At 65.2% G+C, this 17,805-nt stretch carries 19 protein-coding genes; 8 read left to right on the forward strand and 11 right to left on the reverse strand.

The features are described 5' to 3' along the window. Positions 1-9 precede the first annotated feature (9 nt). Both ACHFB9_RS06230 and ACHFB9_RS06235 read left to right on the forward strand, forming a co-directional pair. On the forward strand, positions 10-915 hold the full coding sequence (locus tag ACHFB9_RS06230; RefSeq protein WP_417070298.1) for a lytic transglycosylase domain-containing protein: 906 nt from the start codon (positions 10-12) through the stop codon (positions 913-915). After that, a complete protein-coding gene (locus tag ACHFB9_RS06235) occupies positions 872-1,663 on the forward strand; it encodes a S1 family peptidase (RefSeq protein ID WP_417070300.1) in 792 nt (263 codons plus the stop codon). Before ACHFB9_RS06230 ends, ACHFB9_RS06235 begins: the two co-directional genes overlap by 44 nt. A 6-nt stretch (positions 1,664-1,669) precedes the next feature. Here ACHFB9_RS06235 and ACHFB9_RS06240 read toward each other — a convergent pair whose 3' ends face one another. The 4 genes from ACHFB9_RS06240 to ACHFB9_RS06255 are packed head-to-tail and all read right to left on the reverse strand — an operon-like array spanning position 1,670 to position 3,887. Beyond that, complete coding sequence (locus ACHFB9_RS06240; protein ID WP_417070302.1) at positions 1,670-2,191, reverse strand: C40 family peptidase; 522 nt, start codon at positions 2,189-2,191, stop codon at positions 1,670-1,672. Beyond that, positions 2,160-2,597, reverse strand: coding sequence for a D-aminoacyl-tRNA deacylase (dtd, locus tag ACHFB9_RS06245; protein WP_417070303.1), 438 nt, complete (start codon positions 2,595-2,597; stop codon positions 2,160-2,162). The genes ACHFB9_RS06240 and dtd overlap by 32 nt, the downstream gene beginning before the upstream one ends. Continuing rightward, on the reverse strand, positions 2,594-3,304 hold the full coding sequence (locus ACHFB9_RS06250) for an SIMPL domain-containing protein (protein WP_417070305.1): 711 nt from the start codon (positions 3,302-3,304) through the stop codon (positions 2,594-2,596). Before ACHFB9_RS06250 ends, dtd begins: the two co-directional genes overlap by 4 nt. A gap of 58 nt (positions 3,305-3,362) precedes the next feature. Further along, positions 3,363-3,887, reverse strand: coding sequence for a gamma carbonic anhydrase family protein (locus ACHFB9_RS06255; RefSeq protein WP_417070306.1), 525 nt, complete (start codon positions 3,885-3,887; stop codon positions 3,363-3,365). A 164-nt stretch (positions 3,888-4,051) separates the two neighbouring features. On the opposite strand from ACHFB9_RS06255, the gene ACHFB9_RS06260 reads away from it, so the two are divergent. The 4 genes from ACHFB9_RS06260 (at position 4,052) to purT (ending at position 7,544) form a co-directional block, all read left to right on the forward strand. Beyond that, entirely contained in the window at positions 4,052-4,222 is a 171-nt protein-coding gene (locus tag ACHFB9_RS06260) for a LiaI-LiaF-like domain-containing protein (protein WP_417070307.1), read from the forward strand. A gap of 99 nt (positions 4,223-4,321) precedes the next feature. Then, a complete protein-coding gene (gene upp, locus ACHFB9_RS06265; protein ID WP_417070309.1) occupies positions 4,322-4,954 on the forward strand; it encodes a uracil phosphoribosyltransferase in 633 nt (210 codons plus the stop codon). A gap of 72 nt (positions 4,955-5,026) precedes the next feature. Next, positions 5,027-6,259 carry a uracil-xanthine permease family protein gene (locus ACHFB9_RS06270; RefSeq protein WP_417070310.1) on the forward strand — a complete coding sequence of 411 codons (1,233 nt, stop codon included), beginning with the start codon at positions 5,027-5,029 and terminating at the stop codon, positions 6,257-6,259. Between the two features lie 88 nt (positions 6,260-6,347). Beyond that, entirely contained in the window at positions 6,348-7,544 is a 1,197-nt protein-coding gene (purT, locus tag ACHFB9_RS06275) for a formate-dependent phosphoribosylglycinamide formyltransferase (RefSeq protein WP_417070312.1), read from the forward strand. A 19-nt stretch (positions 7,545-7,563) separates the two neighbouring features. Here the strand turns inward: purT and ACHFB9_RS06280 are convergent, their stop codons facing one another. The 6 genes from ACHFB9_RS06280 to argH all read right to left on the reverse strand — a co-directional run bounded on the left by ACHFB9_RS06280 (position 7,564) and on the right by argH (position 12,982). Next, positions 7,564-8,670, reverse strand: a complete 1,107-nt coding sequence (locus ACHFB9_RS06280) for a nucleotidyltransferase family protein (protein WP_417070313.1) — start codon at positions 8,668-8,670, stop codon at positions 7,564-7,566. Further along, on the reverse strand, positions 8,667-9,584 hold the full coding sequence (locus ACHFB9_RS06285) for an HprK-related kinase A (RefSeq protein ID WP_417070315.1): 918 nt from the start codon (positions 9,582-9,584) through the stop codon (positions 8,667-8,669). The genes ACHFB9_RS06280 and ACHFB9_RS06285 overlap by 4 nt, the downstream gene beginning before the upstream one ends. After that, positions 9,581-9,826, reverse strand: a complete 246-nt coding sequence (locus ACHFB9_RS06290; RefSeq protein WP_417070317.1) for an HPr-rel-A system PqqD family peptide chaperone — start codon at positions 9,824-9,826, stop codon at positions 9,581-9,583. The genes ACHFB9_RS06285 and ACHFB9_RS06290 overlap by 4 nt, the downstream gene beginning before the upstream one ends. Positions 9,827-9,840: 14 nt before the next feature. Then, complete coding sequence (locus ACHFB9_RS06295) at positions 9,841-10,458, reverse strand: hypothetical protein (protein WP_417070319.1); 618 nt, start codon at positions 10,456-10,458, stop codon at positions 9,841-9,843. Between the two features lie 223 nt (positions 10,459-10,681). Then, entirely contained in the window at positions 10,682-11,581 is a 900-nt protein-coding gene (locus tag ACHFB9_RS06300) for a fructosamine kinase family protein (RefSeq protein ID WP_417070321.1), read from the reverse strand. Between the two features lie 3 nt (positions 11,582-11,584). Next, positions 11,585-12,982, reverse strand: a complete 1,398-nt coding sequence (argH, locus tag ACHFB9_RS06305; protein ID WP_417070323.1) for an argininosuccinate lyase — start codon at positions 12,980-12,982, stop codon at positions 11,585-11,587. 109 nt (positions 12,983-13,091) lie between these two features. Here argH and ACHFB9_RS06310 point away from each other — a divergent pair, with 109 nt between their 5' ends. Together ACHFB9_RS06310 and ACHFB9_RS06315 are read left to right on the forward strand one after the other, a co-directional pair. Next, positions 13,092-14,075 carry a sensor histidine kinase gene (locus tag ACHFB9_RS06310; protein ID WP_417070325.1) on the forward strand — a complete coding sequence of 328 codons (984 nt, stop codon included), beginning with the start codon at positions 13,092-13,094 and terminating at the stop codon, positions 14,073-14,075. Then, positions 14,072-14,830 carry a LytR/AlgR family response regulator transcription factor gene (locus tag ACHFB9_RS06315; RefSeq protein ID WP_417070327.1) on the forward strand — a complete coding sequence of 253 codons (759 nt, stop codon included), beginning with the start codon at positions 14,072-14,074 and terminating at the stop codon, positions 14,828-14,830. Before ACHFB9_RS06310 ends, ACHFB9_RS06315 begins: the two co-directional genes overlap by 4 nt. A gap of 64 nt (positions 14,831-14,894) precedes the next feature. Here the strand turns inward: ACHFB9_RS06315 and ppc are convergent, their stop codons facing one another. Then, positions 14,895-17,642, reverse strand: coding sequence for a phosphoenolpyruvate carboxylase (gene ppc, locus ACHFB9_RS06320; RefSeq protein WP_417070329.1), 2,748 nt, complete (start codon positions 17,640-17,642; stop codon positions 14,895-14,897). Between the last annotated feature and the right edge of the window lie 163 nt (positions 17,643-17,805).

Below are 17,805 nucleotides of genomic sequence, written 5' to 3' on the forward strand. Positions count from 1 at the left end.
GGCCTTGCGATGAAGCGGCTCGCCGCACTGCTGGCCCTCGTCCTCGCGCCGCCGACTTTCGCCGGCTCCGCGCTGGATGTGGCCGAGGGCGAGCTCGCCGGGCAGTTGCTCGCAACGGCCGTTCAGTACGAGCGCGGCGACGGTCTGACCCAGGACGTCTCGCGCGCCGCCGAGTTCTACTGTGATGCCGCCCGTTACGGCAGCGCCGAAGCCTTTTTCGCGCTGGGCTGGATGTACGGCAACGGGCAGGGCGTTGCGCGCAGCGAGGAGATCGCCGCGACCTTGATCGGCCGCGCGGCCCATATGGGCTTCGCACCGGCCGTCAATGCCCAGCGCTTCTTTGGTCCTTCGGCCGGGGTCCTGCCGCCCTGCCTGATGCCGCGCCCACCGGTCGCGAACGCTTCCTCCGCGCCTGCCGCGCGGCAGGCGATCGCCGACGATGCGGATCTGGATCAGATCCTTGCGAGCCTGGCGCCGAACAAGCGGCGGGTTGCTCAGCTGATCCGGCTGCTCTCACCCCAGTACGCGATCGATCCGCGCCTTGCGCTGGCGGTGGCGGCGGCGGAGTCGAACTTCGAATCGCTGGCGAGGAGCCCGCGCAACGCCTTCGGCGTGATGCAGCTGATCCCCGGGACGGCCCAGCGTTTCAAGGTCGTCAATCTCTACGATCCGACGCAGAACATTCGCGGTGGGCTCGCCTATCTGCGCTGGCTGCTTTCGTATTACCGGGGAGACGTGCTGCTCGCGCTCGCCGCCTACAACGCGGGCGAGGGAGCGGTCGACCGCTGCCACGGAATCCCGCCCTACCGGGAGACCATCGACTATGTCAAACGGATCTACGGGATGTTCCGCAAGCCTTCTCACCCCTTTGATGAGCATCTGGTCTCGCCTTCTCCGGCGATCGCTTTCCGCTGAAGCGCTGCTGATCCTGGCCTGGCTGTGGCCGGGGGCCGCGCATGCGGATCTGACTGAGACGATCCGTCAGGTCAAACCCTCTATCGTTGCGGTCGGCACTTTCCAGCGCGCCCGCTCGCCTCAGTTCCATCTGCTCGGGACCGGATTTGTCGTCGGCGACGGCTCGCTGATCGCGACCAATTCCCACGTCGTGCCGACGACTCTGGACGAGGAGCACTTCGAGGAGCTGATCGTGATCAGCATGCCCTCGCCGGGAACCCAGCAGGCCTTCAAGGTCGCGAAGGTCGGTAGCGACCCTACCCACGACCTGGCCTTGCTCAAGCTCACGGGCGCCCGGCTCGCGCCGCTTACGCTGGGTGACGGGGGGCAGGGCAGGGAAGGGCAGTCGATCGCCTTTACCGGCTATCCGATCATCGGCATTCTGGGCCCGAATCCGGCCACGCACAGGGGCATCGTTGCAGCGATCACGCCTATCGTGCTGCCCCAGCAGGGCAGCGCCCAGCTCAATGCGCAGGCCGTGCGACGAGCCAGGGAAGGCGCTTTCAACGTCTTACAGCTCGACGCGACGGCCTATCCGGGCAACAGCGGCAGCCCGGTCTTCGACCCGGACAGCGGGGTAGTGCTGGCGATCGTCAACATGGTCTTCGTCAAGGGCAGCCGCGAGAGCGCGCTCTCCCAGCCTTCGGGCATCACCTATGCGATCCCGATCCAGTACCTGAAGAGTTTGCTCGCCACCGTGGGCCGTTGATCGGGTTCAATTCGTCAGCGTGCGGGCGCCGTCAAAGCGGGACGCGAAATAGGCGCTGTCGAGTTTTTCTATCCTGACCCGACCTTTCGCGGACGGGGCGTGGATGAAACGCCCGTCTCCGATGTAGAGCCCCATGTGTGAGTAGGGGCGGTTCATCGTGTTGAAAAACACCAGATCGCCCGGGCGCAGTGCGCCGCGCGGGATCGGCCGCGTCACGCCGGCGATCTGTGCGGCATTGTGCGGCAGGCGCAGGCCGGAAACGCTCTGAACGACGTGGCTGACCATGCCGCTGCAGTCAAGGCCGGCTTCCGGATTGCTGCCACCAAAGCGGTAACCGGTATCGACGAGGCCCAGCGCATAGACGACGATGTCGCTGGTCTGATTCGGGTCGGCGAGGTGGAGGTAGCTGCGTGCCGCGCGGTCACGCCCGGTGGGCGCGACGGAGCAGGCGCCGAGTAGAACGAGTGCGAAAGCCAGAGCGAGCGCGCGCAGGCACTCAGCTTTCGAGCCAGAAGGTGACTGGGCCATGGTTGGTCAGACTGATGTTCATTTCGGCGCCGAAACGCCCGGTTTCGACCCGTCCGTGGCGACGGCGGGCCTCAGCGACGAGCGCGTCAAAGAGCTCGCGGGCCTGATCCGGCGCCGCGGCGGCCGTGAAGCTTGCACGCGTTCCGCTGCGGGTGTCGGCGGCCAGCGTAAACTGCGGGACGAGCAGCAGGCCGCCTCCGGTGTCGGCGAGCGAGCGGTTCATCTTCCCGGCCTCATCGGTGAAGACTCGGTATCCGAGCAGCCGTTCGGTGAGCCGCCCGACGTCGCGCGCGCTGTCCCCGGGGCGCACGCCGATCAAGGCGAGCAGGCCGGAATCGATTTCGCCGATTGTCTCGCCTGCGACGACGACACTCGCCGAGAGCACTCGCTGGATCAGCGCGATCACGGCAGCAGCTCGACCGTTCCGCTGACCGAAACCGTCAGAAGGCTCTCTCCGGCTTCAACCGGTGCCGCGGCGCCGGCCGAACTCGCCAGCGCGGCCCTGAAGACCGGTTGAGGGCGCTCCGCCGACTGGGTGTTGATCGTGATCTTGCGGATACGGTAGTGCTGACCCAGAGCCTGGGCGGCGAGTTCAGCGCGGGCTTTGAAGGCCGCGATCGCTTCGCCTATGGCCTGGTCCTCGGTCTTCTTGCGCGTCTGCTGTGATGCCGTCGTGTCGATCCGGGCGAGGCCCAGGCCGGAGTCCTGCAGTTTTGTGATCAGTTCGGAAAGCGCCTGGGCGTCGCGCGATTCGAGCGCGAACTCGCTGACCATCCTCCAGCTCTCGATCCGGTTGCCATCGCGCCCACGGACTGGAGTCGTCCTCGTGGCGCTGCTGCGCAGCTTGACCGCCGGGGCGCTCCTGATCGTCGCGAGGGCCGCAGTGCTCGCCGTGTTCAGCTTGCGGGCGAGGGGGGCGAGCCGGCTGTCCGTTGCTTCGGCAAACAGCGTTGCAGCGAACAGGTCGTTGGGGGCGCTGCCCTGGGCTTCGACCGAGAGCTCCAGGGTCGGCGCTTCGGAGGAGGGCTGGGCGGGGGCGGCCAGCGCGGCCAGGGGCAACAGACCGGCGAGCGCGAACGTCGTCGCGGCTTTCATCGGGAAGGTCAGGCGCATCAGATAAGCCTCTTCGCAAGTGCAGTTGCGAACAGTGTAGCAGCGAGGCTTCGCTAGATCAGCCTATCCGGCGAAGCCCTTCATTGAAGCGATCCTTGTTCACCAGATAGGACTTCGCATTGTTTTCGAGGTGGGCGATCTCGGCATCGGTCAGCTCGCGGATGATCCGCCCCGGCGTGCCGACGACCAGCGAGCGGTCGGGAATGACTTTGCCTTCCGGGATCAGCGTGTTCGCGCCGATCAGGCAGTGCTTGCCGATTACAGCCCGGTTCAGCACGACCGCGTTGATGCCGATCAGCGAGCCGTCGCCGACCGTGCAGCCGTGCAGCATGACCATATGGCCGATCGTGACTCCGGCTCCGACCGTCAGTGGAACGCCTTCGTCGGTGTGCAGGATCGCCCCGTCCTGAATGTTCGTACCTTCGCCTATCGTGATCGGATCGTTGTCGCCGCGCAGCGTCGCGCCGAACCACACGTTCACGTTGTCGCCCAGGCTGACGGTTCCGACCACCATCGCGTTCTCGGCGACCCAGCAGCCCTTGCCGATTTGCGGTTCGCGATCCTTGAGCGCGTAAATACCCATATGTTATCCATTGATTTACTTGCGAAAGCGGCTTCGCAAGGGGCGCCATGGTAGGCGGGAGAGCGTCTCGGTGCAAGCCAGGGCGGGGAGAATGGCCGGGAGATGTATCTTGCGGGAAAATCCGGCTCAGGGCACAGTCACCATTCTGTTCCGAGGAGAGAAGCATGCAATTTCGTGTCGGCCCTCTGGTCCTGATCGTGGTCGGAGTCCTTTTTCTGCTCAGCAATTTCGGCTTGCTGCACCTGCGCGAGCTCTTCCATCAGATGGGAACCTGGTGGCCGGTGATCCTGATCGCGATCGGCGTCGCGGGTCTGATCGGGGGAAAGAAGCGCTGACATATCGAATCGATGATGGCCGTAATTGACCTGAAAGGGTAGGAGAGGGCTCGCTATCGGCTATCCTTGGCGGGTTTTGATTTTCTTTCCGGAGTTCCCATGCCTGTCATCGAGGTCCGTCATCCGCTGGTCAAACACAAAATTGGCCTGATGCGGGAAGCTGATATCAGCACCAAAAAGTTCCGCGAACTGACCGCGGAACTTGCCCGCCTTCTGGCCTACGAGGCCGCCAAGGATTTCGAACTCGAAAAAGTGACGATCCAGGGCTGGGCCGGCCCGGTCGAAATCGACCAGATCAAGGGCAAGAAAGTGACCGTCGTGCCAATCCTGCGCGCCGGCATCGGCATGCTTGACGGCGTGCTGGACATGATCCCGTCGGCCAAGGTCTCGGTGGTCGGGATCTCGCGCAACGAAGAAACCCTGATGCCCGAACCCTATTTCGAGCGTTTCGTCGGCGATCTCGGCTCCCGCGTCGCGTGGATCATCGATCCGATGCTGGCGACCGGCGGCTCGCTGCTGGCGACTGTGGACATGCTCCGCCGCAATGGCTGCCAGCACGTCTGCGCGCTGACCCTGGTGTCGGCGCCCGAAGGCATCCGCGCGGTCGAGAAGGCCTATCCGGATCTCGTCGTCTATACGGCGGCGATCGACAGCCACCTCAATGAACACGGCTACATCATCCCCGGCCTCGGCGATGCCGGAGACAAGATCTTCGGCACCAAGCTGGCCTGATTCTTTTTTCCGACAGGCCGGCCACCTACCCGGTGAGCCGGCTCCTCGTTTCCTGACCCTGGAAAGGCCTTCATGACCGCCACCCCCGAACCCGTCTGGCGCACCGCGCTCTCCGGTGCCCAGATCCTCTTTGTCGCGTTCGGCGCCACCGTGCTGGTGCCGCTGCTGACCGGACTCAATCCCAGCCTCGCACTGCTCGGTGCCGGCATCGGCACGCTGATCTTCCAGCTGTGCACGAAGCGCCAGGTGCCGATCTATCTGGGTTCGAGCTTCGCCTTCATTGCCCCGGTCGTCTATTCGGTCCAGCACTGGGGCATGCCGGCGACGCTCGGTGCGCTCGCTTCGGCGAGCCTGCTCTACTTCGTCGCGTCGGCGCTCGTGAAGTGGCGCGGCGTTGGCCTGATCCACCGGCTGCTGCCGCCGGTCGTGATCGGCCCCGTCGTCATGGTGATCGGCCTGGGCCTCGCCCAGGTCGCCGTCAGCATGGCCAGCGGCAAGGCCGGCGATACCCAGGCCGTGCCCTACCAGACCGCGATCGCGGTGGCCGGCATCTCGCTGCTCGCGACGATGCTGACCGCGATCTGGGCCCGCCGCTTGCTCAAGCTCGTGCCGATCCTGGTCGGCGTCGCGGTCGGCTATGTCGCCTCGGTGATGTTCGGCATCGTCGATTTCGGCAAGGTGATGGCCGCTCCGTGGTTCGCGCTTCCCCAGTTCGGCCATCCCGAGTTCAACCTGTCCGCGATCCTGTTCATGATCCCGGTCGCGATCGCACCGATCGTCGAGCACGTCGGCGGCATCCTCGCGATCGGTTCGGTCGTCGGCAAGGACTTCACCGACAAGCCCGGTCTGCACCGCACCCTGCTCGGCGACGGCCTCGCAGTTGCCGCGGCCGGCTGCTTCGGCGGCCCTCCCGTCACGACCTACGGTGAAGTGACCGGTGCCGTGATGCTGACCCGCAACTACAACCCGGCCGTGATGACCTGGGCGGCCTGCTTCGCGATCCTGATGGCTTTCGTCGGCAAGTTCGGCGCGCTGCTCAGCTCGATCCCGCTGCCGGTCATGGGCGGCATCATGGTCCTGCTCTTCGGTTCGATCGCCGGCATCGGCCTGAAGACCATTCTCGATGCGAAGGTCGACCTGATGAACCCGCGTAACCTGTGCATCGTGTCGGTGACGCTGGTGACCGGCATCGGCGGCCTCGGCGTCACGATCGGTAGTTTCAGCCTGCAGGGCATCAGCCTGTGCGGCGTGCTCGCCGTGCTGCTGAACCAGGCCCTGCCTCAGCCGCGCGAAACGCACGCCTGAGAGCTGATGCACTGACCCAAGGACGGGGCGCCCGCGGGCGCCCCTTCGCATTCCCGACAAACTGTTTTGCTCTCCCACGGAGAAAACCATGATCCTCGGCACTCCGCTCAGCCCTTCCGCGACCCGCGTCCTGATGCTCGGCTCCGGCGAACTGGGCAAGGAAGTCATCATCGCCCTGCAACGCTTCGGCTGCGAAGTGATCGCCGTCGACCGCTATCCGGACGCGCCCGGCCACCAGGTCGCCCATCGCGCCTACACGATAGACATGACCGATGCTGCCGCGGTGCGCGCGCTCGTCGAAAAGGAGAAGCCCGCGCTGATCGTGCCCGAGATCGAGGCGATCGCGACCGACGAGCTCGCCCGGATCGAGGCCGAGGGCCTCGCCGAAGTCGTGCCGAACGCGCGCGCGGTGCAGCTGACGATGAACCGCGAGGGCATCCGTCGCCTTGCTGCCGAGGAGTTGGGCCTGCCGACTTCGCCCTATGCTTTTGCCGGAACTCTGGACGAGATGCGCGCCGCGGTCGCAAAGATCGGTACGCCCTGCGTGATCAAACCGGTGATGTCCTCGTCGGGCAAGGGCCAGTCGGTCGTGCGCAGCGCCGCGGATGTCGACGCGGCCTGGGAGTACGCGGCGACCGGCGGGCGGGTCAAGCAGGGGCGGGTCATCGTCGAAGGCTTTGTCGATTTCGACTATGAGATCACGCTTTTGACCGTGCGCGCGACGGGCGCATCCGGTGCGATCGAGACTTCGTTCTGCGAACCGGTCGGCCACCGCCAGGTCGATGGAGATTATGTCGAAAGCTGGCAGCCGATGGCGATGAGCGATCTCGCGCGCGAGCGCTCGCGCGAGATCGCCGACAAGGTGACTGGGGCTCTGGGCGGGCGGGGTCTCTTTGGCGTCGAACTCTTCGTCAAGGGCGATCAGGTCTGGTTCTCGGAAGTGAGCCCGCGCCCGCACGACACCGGGATGGTGACGATGGTCTCTCAGCGCCTCTCGGAATTCGAGCTGCACGCCCGCGCGATCCTCGGTCTGCCGGTCGACGCAGCTCTGGCGCGACCCGGCGCGAGCGCGGTGATCTACGGCGGCGTCGATGCGAAGGCAATCGTCTATGAGGGAGTCGCCGAAGCGCTGTTGCTTCCCGAGAGTGATGTCCGAATCTTTGGCAAGCCGGAGTCCTTCGTCAAGCGCCGGATGGGCGTCGCGATCGCGACAGCTGATGACGTCGAGACGGCTCGGGAGCGGGCGAAGAGCGCGGCTTCGCGCGTGCATCCGCGCCGCAGCTGACGCGAACGCAAACCCGGGCTCAGACGCCCGGGTCTTTTTTGAGCTCGGTGGGTTTGCTGCCGTCCAGCCCCGTCCAGCTCAGCCAGGCCTTGCGCGAGAGGTGCGCGAGCAGCCGCAGAGGCGGCATCCTGAGCCAGTGCCCGCGCAGGTAGAGGAGGGCGCGCGCCAGAGGGCTGAAGAAGTCGTCGGCGAGCGGGTGGTGGGGCCTCAGGGCGCGGCGGTAGGCCTGATCGAGCAGCGTCTCGCGCGCCCCTCTTGGCCAGTCTCCGGCGAGCGCCTGGGCTGAGGCGGGCAGCGGCGTCGCTAGCAATTGCCGGCACATCGCCAACGCATAGCGCAGCGGTCGCGCGAGGTGAAGCGCTTCGGCGCGCGCGGCGATTCGCGGCCAGAAGTCCGGCGCCGAGCCGAAGTGCCGGATCAGGCCGTCCAGGTCGAGCAGGTCGCGCAGGCCTTTTTCGAGCTCGCCCTCGTGGAAGAGGTGGCAGGCGCTGTGCAGAACCATGTCGACGGGCGCGAGTACGAACACGCCCGGTGAGACTGCGACGGCTTCTTCGAGCAGCCGCGCGGCGTCGGGAGGCTGACGAGACGACAGGGGCAGGATGTTGTGGTGGATGTCCAGCACGCTGTCCCGCCGCAGATGGCGAACCGGCGGCAGCTCGTGCATCCAGGTCCGGTAATAGCGCTGATCGTAGGCGTCGAGGTGGCTGGAGACCCAGCCATTTCGGAGCAGCACCGATTCAGCTTCGGGAAGCTGGGCGCGCGGCACCAGAAGGTCGATGTCTCCGAACACGCGACCGCGCGCCACAGGAAGACCGGCGGCGAGATAGGCCGCGCCCTTGAGCAGAACCAGCCGGATTCCGCCCTCGGCCAGCGCGGCGCGGACATGTTCGACTTCGGCCAGGGTCGCGGTCTTCTGACGCTCGGCGACCGTCAGTGCGCCGATCAGGTGGGCGCGAACCTGGGGCGGTACCGCTTCGAGCAGGCCCTGTGCCTTGAGATCGAAGGCGAGCCGGGAGATCAGGTTGGCGCTGCGTGCGAGTCTGAGCACTCCGTCCCATTGGGCAAGGCTCAAGCCCGCCGCGCCTTGCGGGGCGCACAGCAGAGCCGTCAGAAGGTCGCGGCTCATCGTGCGCCCTCGGCCAGGCCGTTGAAGAGGGCAACCGCTTCGTCGAGCCGACCGTAGCTCAGAGACAGGGTCTCGCTCGCATCGATGACTTTCGTCAGCGTCGTGAAGCCGAGTTCGCCGAGCAGGCTGTAGTTGAACGCGTTCTCGGCGAGATCGATGAAGGAAGCAGAGCGGGGTCTCGCTTGCAGCTGGGCTTTGCCGTCCTTTTCCCAGCGCGGGAAGACGATCCAGCGTGGGCTGGCCGCCTCATCGACGCGGGCGACGCTGTCCGGCGGGGGCTTCATGTGGCAGACCCGTCCCTTCTGTGTGTCGGCGAGCGCGGTGCCGAACACCGCTTCGGGCGCGAAAGCGCGGATCACGTCGATCGACTGATTCTTCAGATTGACCGGACGGGCCAGTGCGATGACTTTTGCGCTCGCCGGATCGATCAGGGTCAGCTCGTCCGAGCACAGCCGCCAGCCGCGCTGAACCAGCGCGGCGGTCAAGGTGCTCTTTCCCGATCCCGGAGGGGCCGGAAGAAGCGCGGCAAAACCGTCCTTTTCGACGACCGCGGAGTGGATGACCAGATACTGGTGGCACAGCGCGGCGATGCACCAGTTCATTCCCCATTCGAGCATCGCGAAGGATTGGGCCTGGGGGAGGGGCTGAAAAGGGGAGCTGCCGTCGATCAGGAATTCGATCTGCGGTTTGACCCAGCCGCGCAGGCCGGGGACACGGCGCACTTCGACGTGAAAATCGGCGAAGTCCTCGTCCGCCAGGCGTTGCTCGGGGTAGAGCCGGGGCAGCGCTTCGGCGATCGCCGCTTCGCGGCTGCGGATCGCGAAGATGAGCGGGCCGGTCTGGACGAAGAGACCCGGGCCGTGGAGTTTGTTGCGCAGAGCTCGGCCGCTCAGCTGATCGAGACGGGGATTCAAGCGATTCCCCTCTGGCGCAGCTGCGTCAAGGCAGCCTCGACGCCGGGGAGCAGTTCCGATGGTTGGACGCCCAGCCCGGCCGCGAGCTTCTCGCTGATCAGGCGAGGATCGATGCAGTCCGTCTCGATGAAACCGAGCACTTCGGCGCACAGCGGATCCAGCGCATGGGTGTCTCCGCTCGATCGGTCAAACAGCACGCAACCGTCATCCCATTCGTGGCTCAGCCAGCGCCCTCTATCCATGTACAGAACCCGGCCTACAGGACGATGTAGTTGCTGGTCAGGTAGCTCTTGATCTGACCCGCATCCCAGCCAGTCGAGCCGGCATAGGGGTGGTAGTAGCCCGTCGAGGCCCAGTCCGTCCACATTGCGATCAGTTTGGCCTGATCGAGCGCGCGCGGGCTGATCCAGCCTTTCAGGATTGCCAGGTAGGCCGCCGTGAAATACGCGCCCATCTGCTGCGGATCGACGGTGCCATTGGCCTGCAGCACTTCGAGCATCGTCATCGGGACTTCGCTCACCCCGACCGTTCTGTAGAAATGAGTCGGACCTTTGGCAACGAAGATGGAATAGAAGGTCGTGCTCGTCGAGATCGGCCAATCTCCCGGGTGATTCATCCAGTAACCCGGGGACTTGCCGGAGCAGGTCCCGATTTTCTGTTCCTTGTGGCTTAGCGATGTGGACAGCGTTGCCGAGGGCGAGATGCACTGACCGCCGTTGCCGAGAACGGGACGGCTGACCAGAGTCAGCACGATCGGTGCGATCGTGCCGCCGGCGACCAGAATCTTGCGCCGGGGTGCGGAAATGGGTCTGACTGCGCTGTTCTCGCCGGCTGAGGCGGAGGAATCCTGCCGTGCTGAGTCTTGATCGATCATGGCGCTCTGTCCCGTGGATTGGTCTGCATTGTGTCAGCGAAAGGCTGAGCATGACTGCAAAATCCGTCACGCCGGCGCTTTGGCTCCGCACGTCACCGTGTTCAAAGCAAGAAGCGTGCGTATGGGGAGAGGTCGGAAAACTTATTGAAAATCAGTGGCTTGATGGCTCTTGTCGGGGGAGGTAGTGTGCTTTTGCCTTCAGTTGTCAAAAATCTCGACACACTCAATGGCGAAGGTGATCGACCAGCGTCCTGGCCATCCACTCGGCCTGACGCAGGTAGCCTGAGCCGCGGAGGTTCAGCTGCTTGAGGATGGGGTAGAGGTTGTAGAGCGTCTTGCGCGTCTCATAGCCGGCATTGAGCGGAGCGGCTCGGCGATAGGCCGCATAGAAACCTTCTGGCAGACCGCCGAAGAGCTCGCTCATCGCCAGATCCGTCTCGCGGTCGCCGCGATAGACCGCCGGATCGAAGGCGACCGGCGTGCCGTCGGCGAGCATCGCGATGTTGCCCGACCACAGCTCACCGTGGAGCAGCGCGGCGCGCGGCCGGTATTCGAGGAAGAACGCGCCGATCTTTTCGCAGATCCGCTCGCCCATCTGCTGCAGCTCCCCTCTGAAGCCGGACGCTCGGGCCCACTCAAGCTGGGGTTTCAGGCGGTGCTCGGCAAAGAACAGGGGCCAGTGTTCGGTCTCGCTGTTGGACTGGGCGCAGCTGCCGAGGAAGTTGTCGGAAGGCCAGCCGTAGTGCTCGCCCTCGTCCCGGTGCAGCTCAGCCAGCGCTTCTCCTGCCTGCTGGGCGTGCTCGGTCGTGAGTTTGACGAGATCCAGGTGCTCGAGTACCAGAAAAGCGTGGGTTTGATCCTCGCCGCAGCCCAGAGCCTGAGGTACCCGGAAGGCACCGTTCGCGGCGAGCGCGGCGAGACCATTGCATTCGGCCGTGAAGAGCGGGGCGCGCGAAGCCTCGGCGGTCTTGACGAAGAAGCGGCTGCCCGCACCCTCGATGCGCCACTGCGCTGCGACGGAGGAGCCGGGCTGCGCGGTGGCGGTCTCAATCCGGAAAGCGCTGCCCGTTTGCGCGCGGATCAGCGCTTCGATCGCGTCGGCGAGCTCGGGGGGCAGCGACATCGTTCAGGCCAGACGGGCGCGGGTGCGGGCGATCGCGGTGCGAACCTGTTCGGGCGCGGTGCCGCCGATATGATTGCGGCCAGCCAGGGCGCCTTCGACGGTCAGCACGGCATAGACGTCCTCGCCGATCAGTGCCGAGAAGCTCCGCAGTACTTCCAGAGGCAGCTCAGGCAGGTCGCAGCCGCGGGTTTCCGCTTCGCGAACCGCGCGGGCGACCGCTTCGTGCGCGTCGCGGAAGGGCAGGCCGCGCTTGACGAGGTAGTCGGCCAGTTCGGTTGCGGTCGCGAAGCCCTGCTTGAGCGCCGCGCGCATCGCTTCGGGCTTTACGCGGATGCCCGAGACCATGTCGGTGAAGATGGCCAGGCTGTCGAGCAGCGTGTCGGCGGTGTCGAACAGCGGTTCCTTGTCTTCCTGATTGTCCTTGTTGTAGGCGAGGGGCTGGCCCTTCATCAGCGTCAGAAGCCCGATCAGGTGGCCATTGACGCGGCCGGTCTTGCCGCGCACGAGTTCGGGCACGTCCGGGTTCTTCTTCTGCGGCATGATCGAGCTGCCGGTGCAGAAGCGGTCGGCCAGATCGATGAAGCCGACCCGCGGACTCATCCACAGGATCAGTTCTTCGGAGAGGCGGGAGAGGTGCACCATCGCGATCGCGGCGGCTGACGTGAACTCGATCGCGAAGTCGCGATCCGAGACCGCGTCGAGCGAATTCTCGCAGACGCCTTCGAAGCCGAGCTCGCGAGCGACGAACTCGCGGTCGATCGGATAGCTGGTTCCGGCCAGAGCCGAAGCGCCCAGGGGCAGGCGGTTGATGCGGCGGCGGGCGTCGACGAGGCGCTCGGCGTCGCGGCGCGCCATCTCGACGTAGGCCATCAGATGGTGGCCGAAAGTGACGGGCTGGGCGACCTGAAGGTGCGTGAAGCCGGGCATCGGCGTCGCGGCGTGTTGTTCGGCGAGATCGCTGAGCGCAAGCTGGAAGCCCGCCAGCCGTTCGATCACTTCATCGACGGTGTCGCGCAGCCACAGGCGGATGTCGGTCGCGACCTGGTCGTTGCGCGAGCGGCCGGTATGCAGACGCTTGCCGGCATCGCCGACCAGCGCGGTCAGGCGCTTCTCGATGTTCAGGTGCACGTCCTCGAGATCCAGACTCCATTCGAAGCGGCCGTCGCGGATTTCCTGCTGTACCTGGGACAGCCCGCGTTCGATGTCGGCGAGGTCCTGGGCACTGATGATCGCCTGTTTAGCGAGCATTTTCGCGTGAGCGAGCGAGCCGCGGATATCCTGCTCGGCCATCCGGCGATCGAAGAAGACCGAAGCGGTGAAGCGCTTGACCAGTTCCGAGACGGGTTCGTTGAAACGGCCAGACCACGCTTTGGCGGGCTGAGAAGGAGAGCGCTCTGTCATAATAGGGATCCGAAAGCGCGCGGTGAGTCCGCGCGGAACATGGCGCCAGACGGCGCATCCAGAGATGGCAAGTATACGGCAAAAGCCCCTTTCTCCCGCTTCGAGCGCAGTGCGCGTCCCACCGCCCGATTTTCGCAACCCGGGCATGCTGGTGCGCACGCTGCTGCTGATCCATCTGCTGGTGTTGCTGACGGTCGCGGTGGGCAGCGAGGATCTCGTCTCCTGGGTCGGCGGTTCGGTCGAGATGGCGGGAATAGTCGAATGGCCGCTGATGCTGTGCCTGACCGTTCTCTATGCGCTCGCGCCATGGCTGCGCCGTTACAGTTTTCGCTGTGTTGCGATCTGCGCCATTGTCCTGGCCGAGGTGAGTTTGCTGCTCTGTTTTCCCTGGCTCGTGCGTCTGAGCGAGCCGCAGTCACCGCTGCGCTGGAGTCTGTGGACCTGCGCCGCGGCTTCGCTGGCGATGGCTTATCTGCACTGGCGGATGAGCGCGGCTGCTCCGGCGATCGCCGAAGCGCGGATGCTGGCCTTGAATGCGCGGATCCGGCCGCACTTCTTCTTCAACAGCCTCAATGCGGTGCTGGGGGTGATCCGCACCGACCCGCGGCGGGCCGAGCAGGCGCTCGAATCGCTGGCCGATCTGTTCCGCGCGCTGATGCAGGAGAACCGCGAACTCGTGACGCTGCAGCAGGAGATCGATGTCGCGAACCGTTACCTGGATCTGGAGCGGCTGCGCCTCGGCGAGCGGCTCAGAATGGATTGGGATCTTCGCCACTGCCCGCTTGACGCGCTGGTGCCCCCCCTGATGCTCCAGCCGCTGATCGAGAATGCCGTCTACCACGGAGTCGAACCCTTGGCCGAACCCGGAGAGATCCATGTCCGGATCGCTCAGAGGGGGCGCGATCTGCACATCCGGGTGGTCAATCCGCTGGGCGGAGAAATCAAGCACCTGAGCGGCAACCGGATGGCGCTCGCGAACATCCGCGAGCGTCTGGGGCTTTTCTTCGACCTCGAAGCGCATATGGAAAATGGTCCGCGCGATGGATGTTATGAAGTGCATATCCGACTGCCGCTGAAGAAGGAGGAAAAGTGAATCCGCTCGCTATCCTGATCGTCGACGACGAAGCGCCCGCGCGCACGCGCCTGCGTGACGTATTGGGCGATATCGCCGCCCGTCAGCCCACTCATATCGTCGGTATGGCTGCGAACGGTTTCGAAGCCCTGCGCTTGATCGAGGAACTCAAGCCCGAGCTCTTGCTGATCGACATCCAGATGCCGGGCATGAACGGAATCGAACTGGCCCAGCACCTGATGCGCCAGCCCGAGTCGCCGAGGATCGTCTTCGTGACGGCCTATGACCAGTACGCGGTCAGGGCTTTCGAACTGAATGCGATCGACTATCTGCTCAAGCCGGTTCGCGCCGAGCGGCTGGCGCTGGCGCTGGCCAAGGCCAGAGTCAGCCAGCCTCCGCCGCGCGAGGTGCTCGACAAGATGGCCGAGCCCCGGCGCCATCTCGCGGCCAGCGAGCGGGGACGCATCACGCTGGTTCCGGTCGCCGAGATCCTGTTCCTGAAGGCCGAGCTCAAATATGTGACCGCCTTCACCGCCGAGCGCGATTTTCTTCTCGATGAATCCCTGGTTCAGCTGGAGAGCGAATTTGCGGATCGCTTCGTGCGCATCCACCGCAATTGTCTGGTCGCCCGCGACAAGGTGACCGGCTTCGAGCGGGACGACGAGGCTGAGCAGTGGCTGGTCAAGATCCAGGGCTACCCCGAACGCCTGGCGGTCAGCCGCCGCCAGTGGCCGACGGTGCGCACCGCCTTGCTGGGCAGCGAGGTGGGTGAGTAGGACCGCTCCGGATCCCAGCAAAAACGGCGCCCGAGGGCGCCGTTTTTTATTGGAGCGAGGACGATCAGCCCGAATTGCGCAGGCCGGCCGCGATGCCGTTGATCGAAAGGTGGATGCCGCGTTTGATCCGGTCTTCCTGGTGCCCGTCGCGGTAGCGCTGGAGCAGCTCGACCTGGACGTGGTTGAGCGGATCGAGATACGGGAAGCGGTTGCGGATCGAGCGCTTCAGGAGCGGGTTGCCGTCGAGCAGCTCCTTCTGGCCGGAGATCTCGAGCAGCACGGCTATCGTGCTCTGATGCTCGCCACGGATGCGCGGGAAGATCGCGTTGCGCAGCGCCTCGTCGCGAACCAGCTCCGCATAGCGCGAAGCGATCGCGATGTCACTCTTCGCGAGGACCATGTCCATGTTCGACAGGGTCGAGGCGAAGAAAGGCCATTCCTTGTACATCGCCTGCAGAATCGCCATGCCGTCCGGGCGTTCGGCGACGAAGGCCTTGACTGCGGAGCCGAAGCCGTACCAGCCCGGCAGCATCAGCCGGCACTGGGCCCACGAGAACACCCAGGGAATCGCGCGCAGATCCTCGATCGCGGTCGATTTCTTGCGCGAAGCCGGGCGCGAGCCGATATTGAGGTTCGCGATCTCGGAGATCACGGTCGATTCCCAGAAGTACTGCTCGAAACCTTCGGTCTCGTAGACGAGGCCGCGGTAGGCCTTGAAGGCCAGGTCCGAGAGCCTGTCCATCACTTCGAGGTACTCGGCGCGCGGAGCGGCGCCCGGGTGGGCCAGCACGGTCGCTTCAAAGGTCGCGGCAGCCAGCACTTCGAGGTTGCGCTGCCCGACTTCCGGGTTCGCGTACTTCGACGAGATCACCTCGCCCTGTTCGGTCATCCGGATCCGGCCCTGAACCGCGCCGCCCGGCTGGGCCAGGATCGCATCATAGCTGGGACCGCCGCCCCGACCGACCGAGCCGCCCCGGCCGTGGAACAGGCGCATCTTCACTTCATGCTGCTTGAACACTTCGATCAGCTGGATCTCAGCCTTGTACAGTTCCCAGCCCGAAGTCAGGAAACCGCCGTCCTTGTTGCTGTCCGAATAGCCCAGCATCACTTCCTGGGTCTGCTTGCGCGAGGCGAGCAGCGTGCGATAGGCGGGAATCGAGAACATCCGGTCCATGACGCCCGCGGCAACCTGCAAGTCTTCGATCGTCTCGAAGAGCGGCACGATATTGACGTCGAGCGCGTCCTCGTGCGGACGCAGCAGGCCGACTTCCTTGAGCAGCACCGCCAGCTCGAGCATGTCGGAGATGCCTTCGGCCATCGAGATGATCGAATTGTGGATGCAATCCCTGCCGTAGAGCTTGTGGGCCCGGGCGGCGGTGCGGAAGATCGCGAGCTCGTCCAGGGTCTGCTTCGAGTATTCGATGTAGGGCGAGGCGAGCGGGCGCGGTGTCGCCAGCTCTTCGAGCAGCAGTTCGATCCGCGCATCCTCGTCAAGCGCGAGGTAGTCGAGCCCGGGGCGGACCGCGGCGAGCAGTTCGGCGACCGTCTGCTCGTGCACGTTCGAGTTCTGGCGCAGGTCTATCGTGGCCAGATGGAAGCCGAAGACCTTGACCGCGCGGCGCAGGCGGCGCAGGCGGCGGCTGGCGATCGTGGCCGAGCCGTTGGCGACCAGCGAGCGATGGATGATGTCGAGGTCTTCGAGCAGCGCTTCGGGCGTCGCATAGGCCTCGCCGGTGCCGATAGGCGGGCGGCCGATGTTCTCGCCGAGCAGGCCGAACGCGGTCTGATGGACGCGGGCGTAGATGCCGGCGACCGCGCGGCGGTAGGGCTCGTCGCTGCGGTGGGGCGAGCGGTCGGCCGAGCGGTCGGCCAGATCAAGCAGGCTGTCCGAGGCCGACACCAGCAGCTGGCCCAGCGACAGTTCGCCGCCGAGCTGGTGAAGCTCGTGCAGATAGAATTCGAAGGCGACCGTGGCCTGCAGCTTCAGCGCCTGATCCAGCACATCGGCGGTCACGAAGGGATTGCCGTCGCGATCCCCGCCGATCCAGCTGCCCATGCGCAGGAAGGGCGGCAGCTCCTGGGTTGCCTTGCTCTCGTCGTACTTCGCGAGCAGGTCTTCGAGCGCGTTGTAGAGGCGGGGCACGCCATGCAGGAAGGTGTAGCGGTAGAAGGACAGGCCGTTCTGCACTTCATCGAGCACCGAGAGCTTCGTGGGCCTGAGCATCCGGGTCTGCCACAGCGTCAGGATCGACGAGCGCAGGCACTGCTCGTTGTCGTAGGTCTCGTCGGGCGTCATCTCCAGCCGGTCGCGCGAGTCGAGCAGCTGGGAGATCCGCATCTGGCAATTGAGGATGCTCTTGCGCGACACTTCGGTCGGGTGGGCGGTCAGGACCGGGCCGACGAAAGCGTCGTCGAAGAATTCAGAGATCTGCTGCTTGCTGACTCCGGCTTCGAAGGCAGCCTGGATAGAGCGGGCCATCGAACCGACGCGCGGAGTCGAACCGGCGATCGCATGGGCGCGCGAGCGGCGGATGTGGTGCTGGTCTTCGGCAAGGTTGGACAGATGGGAGAAATAGCTGAAAGCGCGGATCACATGAATGGTCTGGTCGCGCGAGAGCGCGTCGAGCATTGATTCGAGTTCGCGCCTCGCCGCGCTGTCGTCGTCGCGACGGAAGCGGATCGAAGTCTGGCGAATTCTCTCGATCAGATCGAAAGTGGCTTCGCCTTCCTGTGCTCGTACGGTGTCACCGAGAATCCGCCCGAGCAGGCGGATGTCTTCTTTCAGCGGAAGGTCCTTGTCCAGATCACTCATTGTCTATGCGCTAGTACAGGGGGGAGGGGGGAGGCCCCAGGACGGCAGTCGGCAGTGGCGGCCGATGTCACGTGCGCGCTGTCGAGGCAGCAAGCCGGAGGCGACGCGAATGCAATTTTACCCGTCTTCAGCCCTCGCTCAAGGGTCAATAATTGCTCAGTGG

Origin of the sequence: Niveibacterium terrae (assembly GCF_048213115.1) — a bacterium.
GTDB lineage: Bacteria > Pseudomonadota > Gammaproteobacteria > Burkholderiales > Rhodocyclaceae > Niveibacterium > Niveibacterium terrae.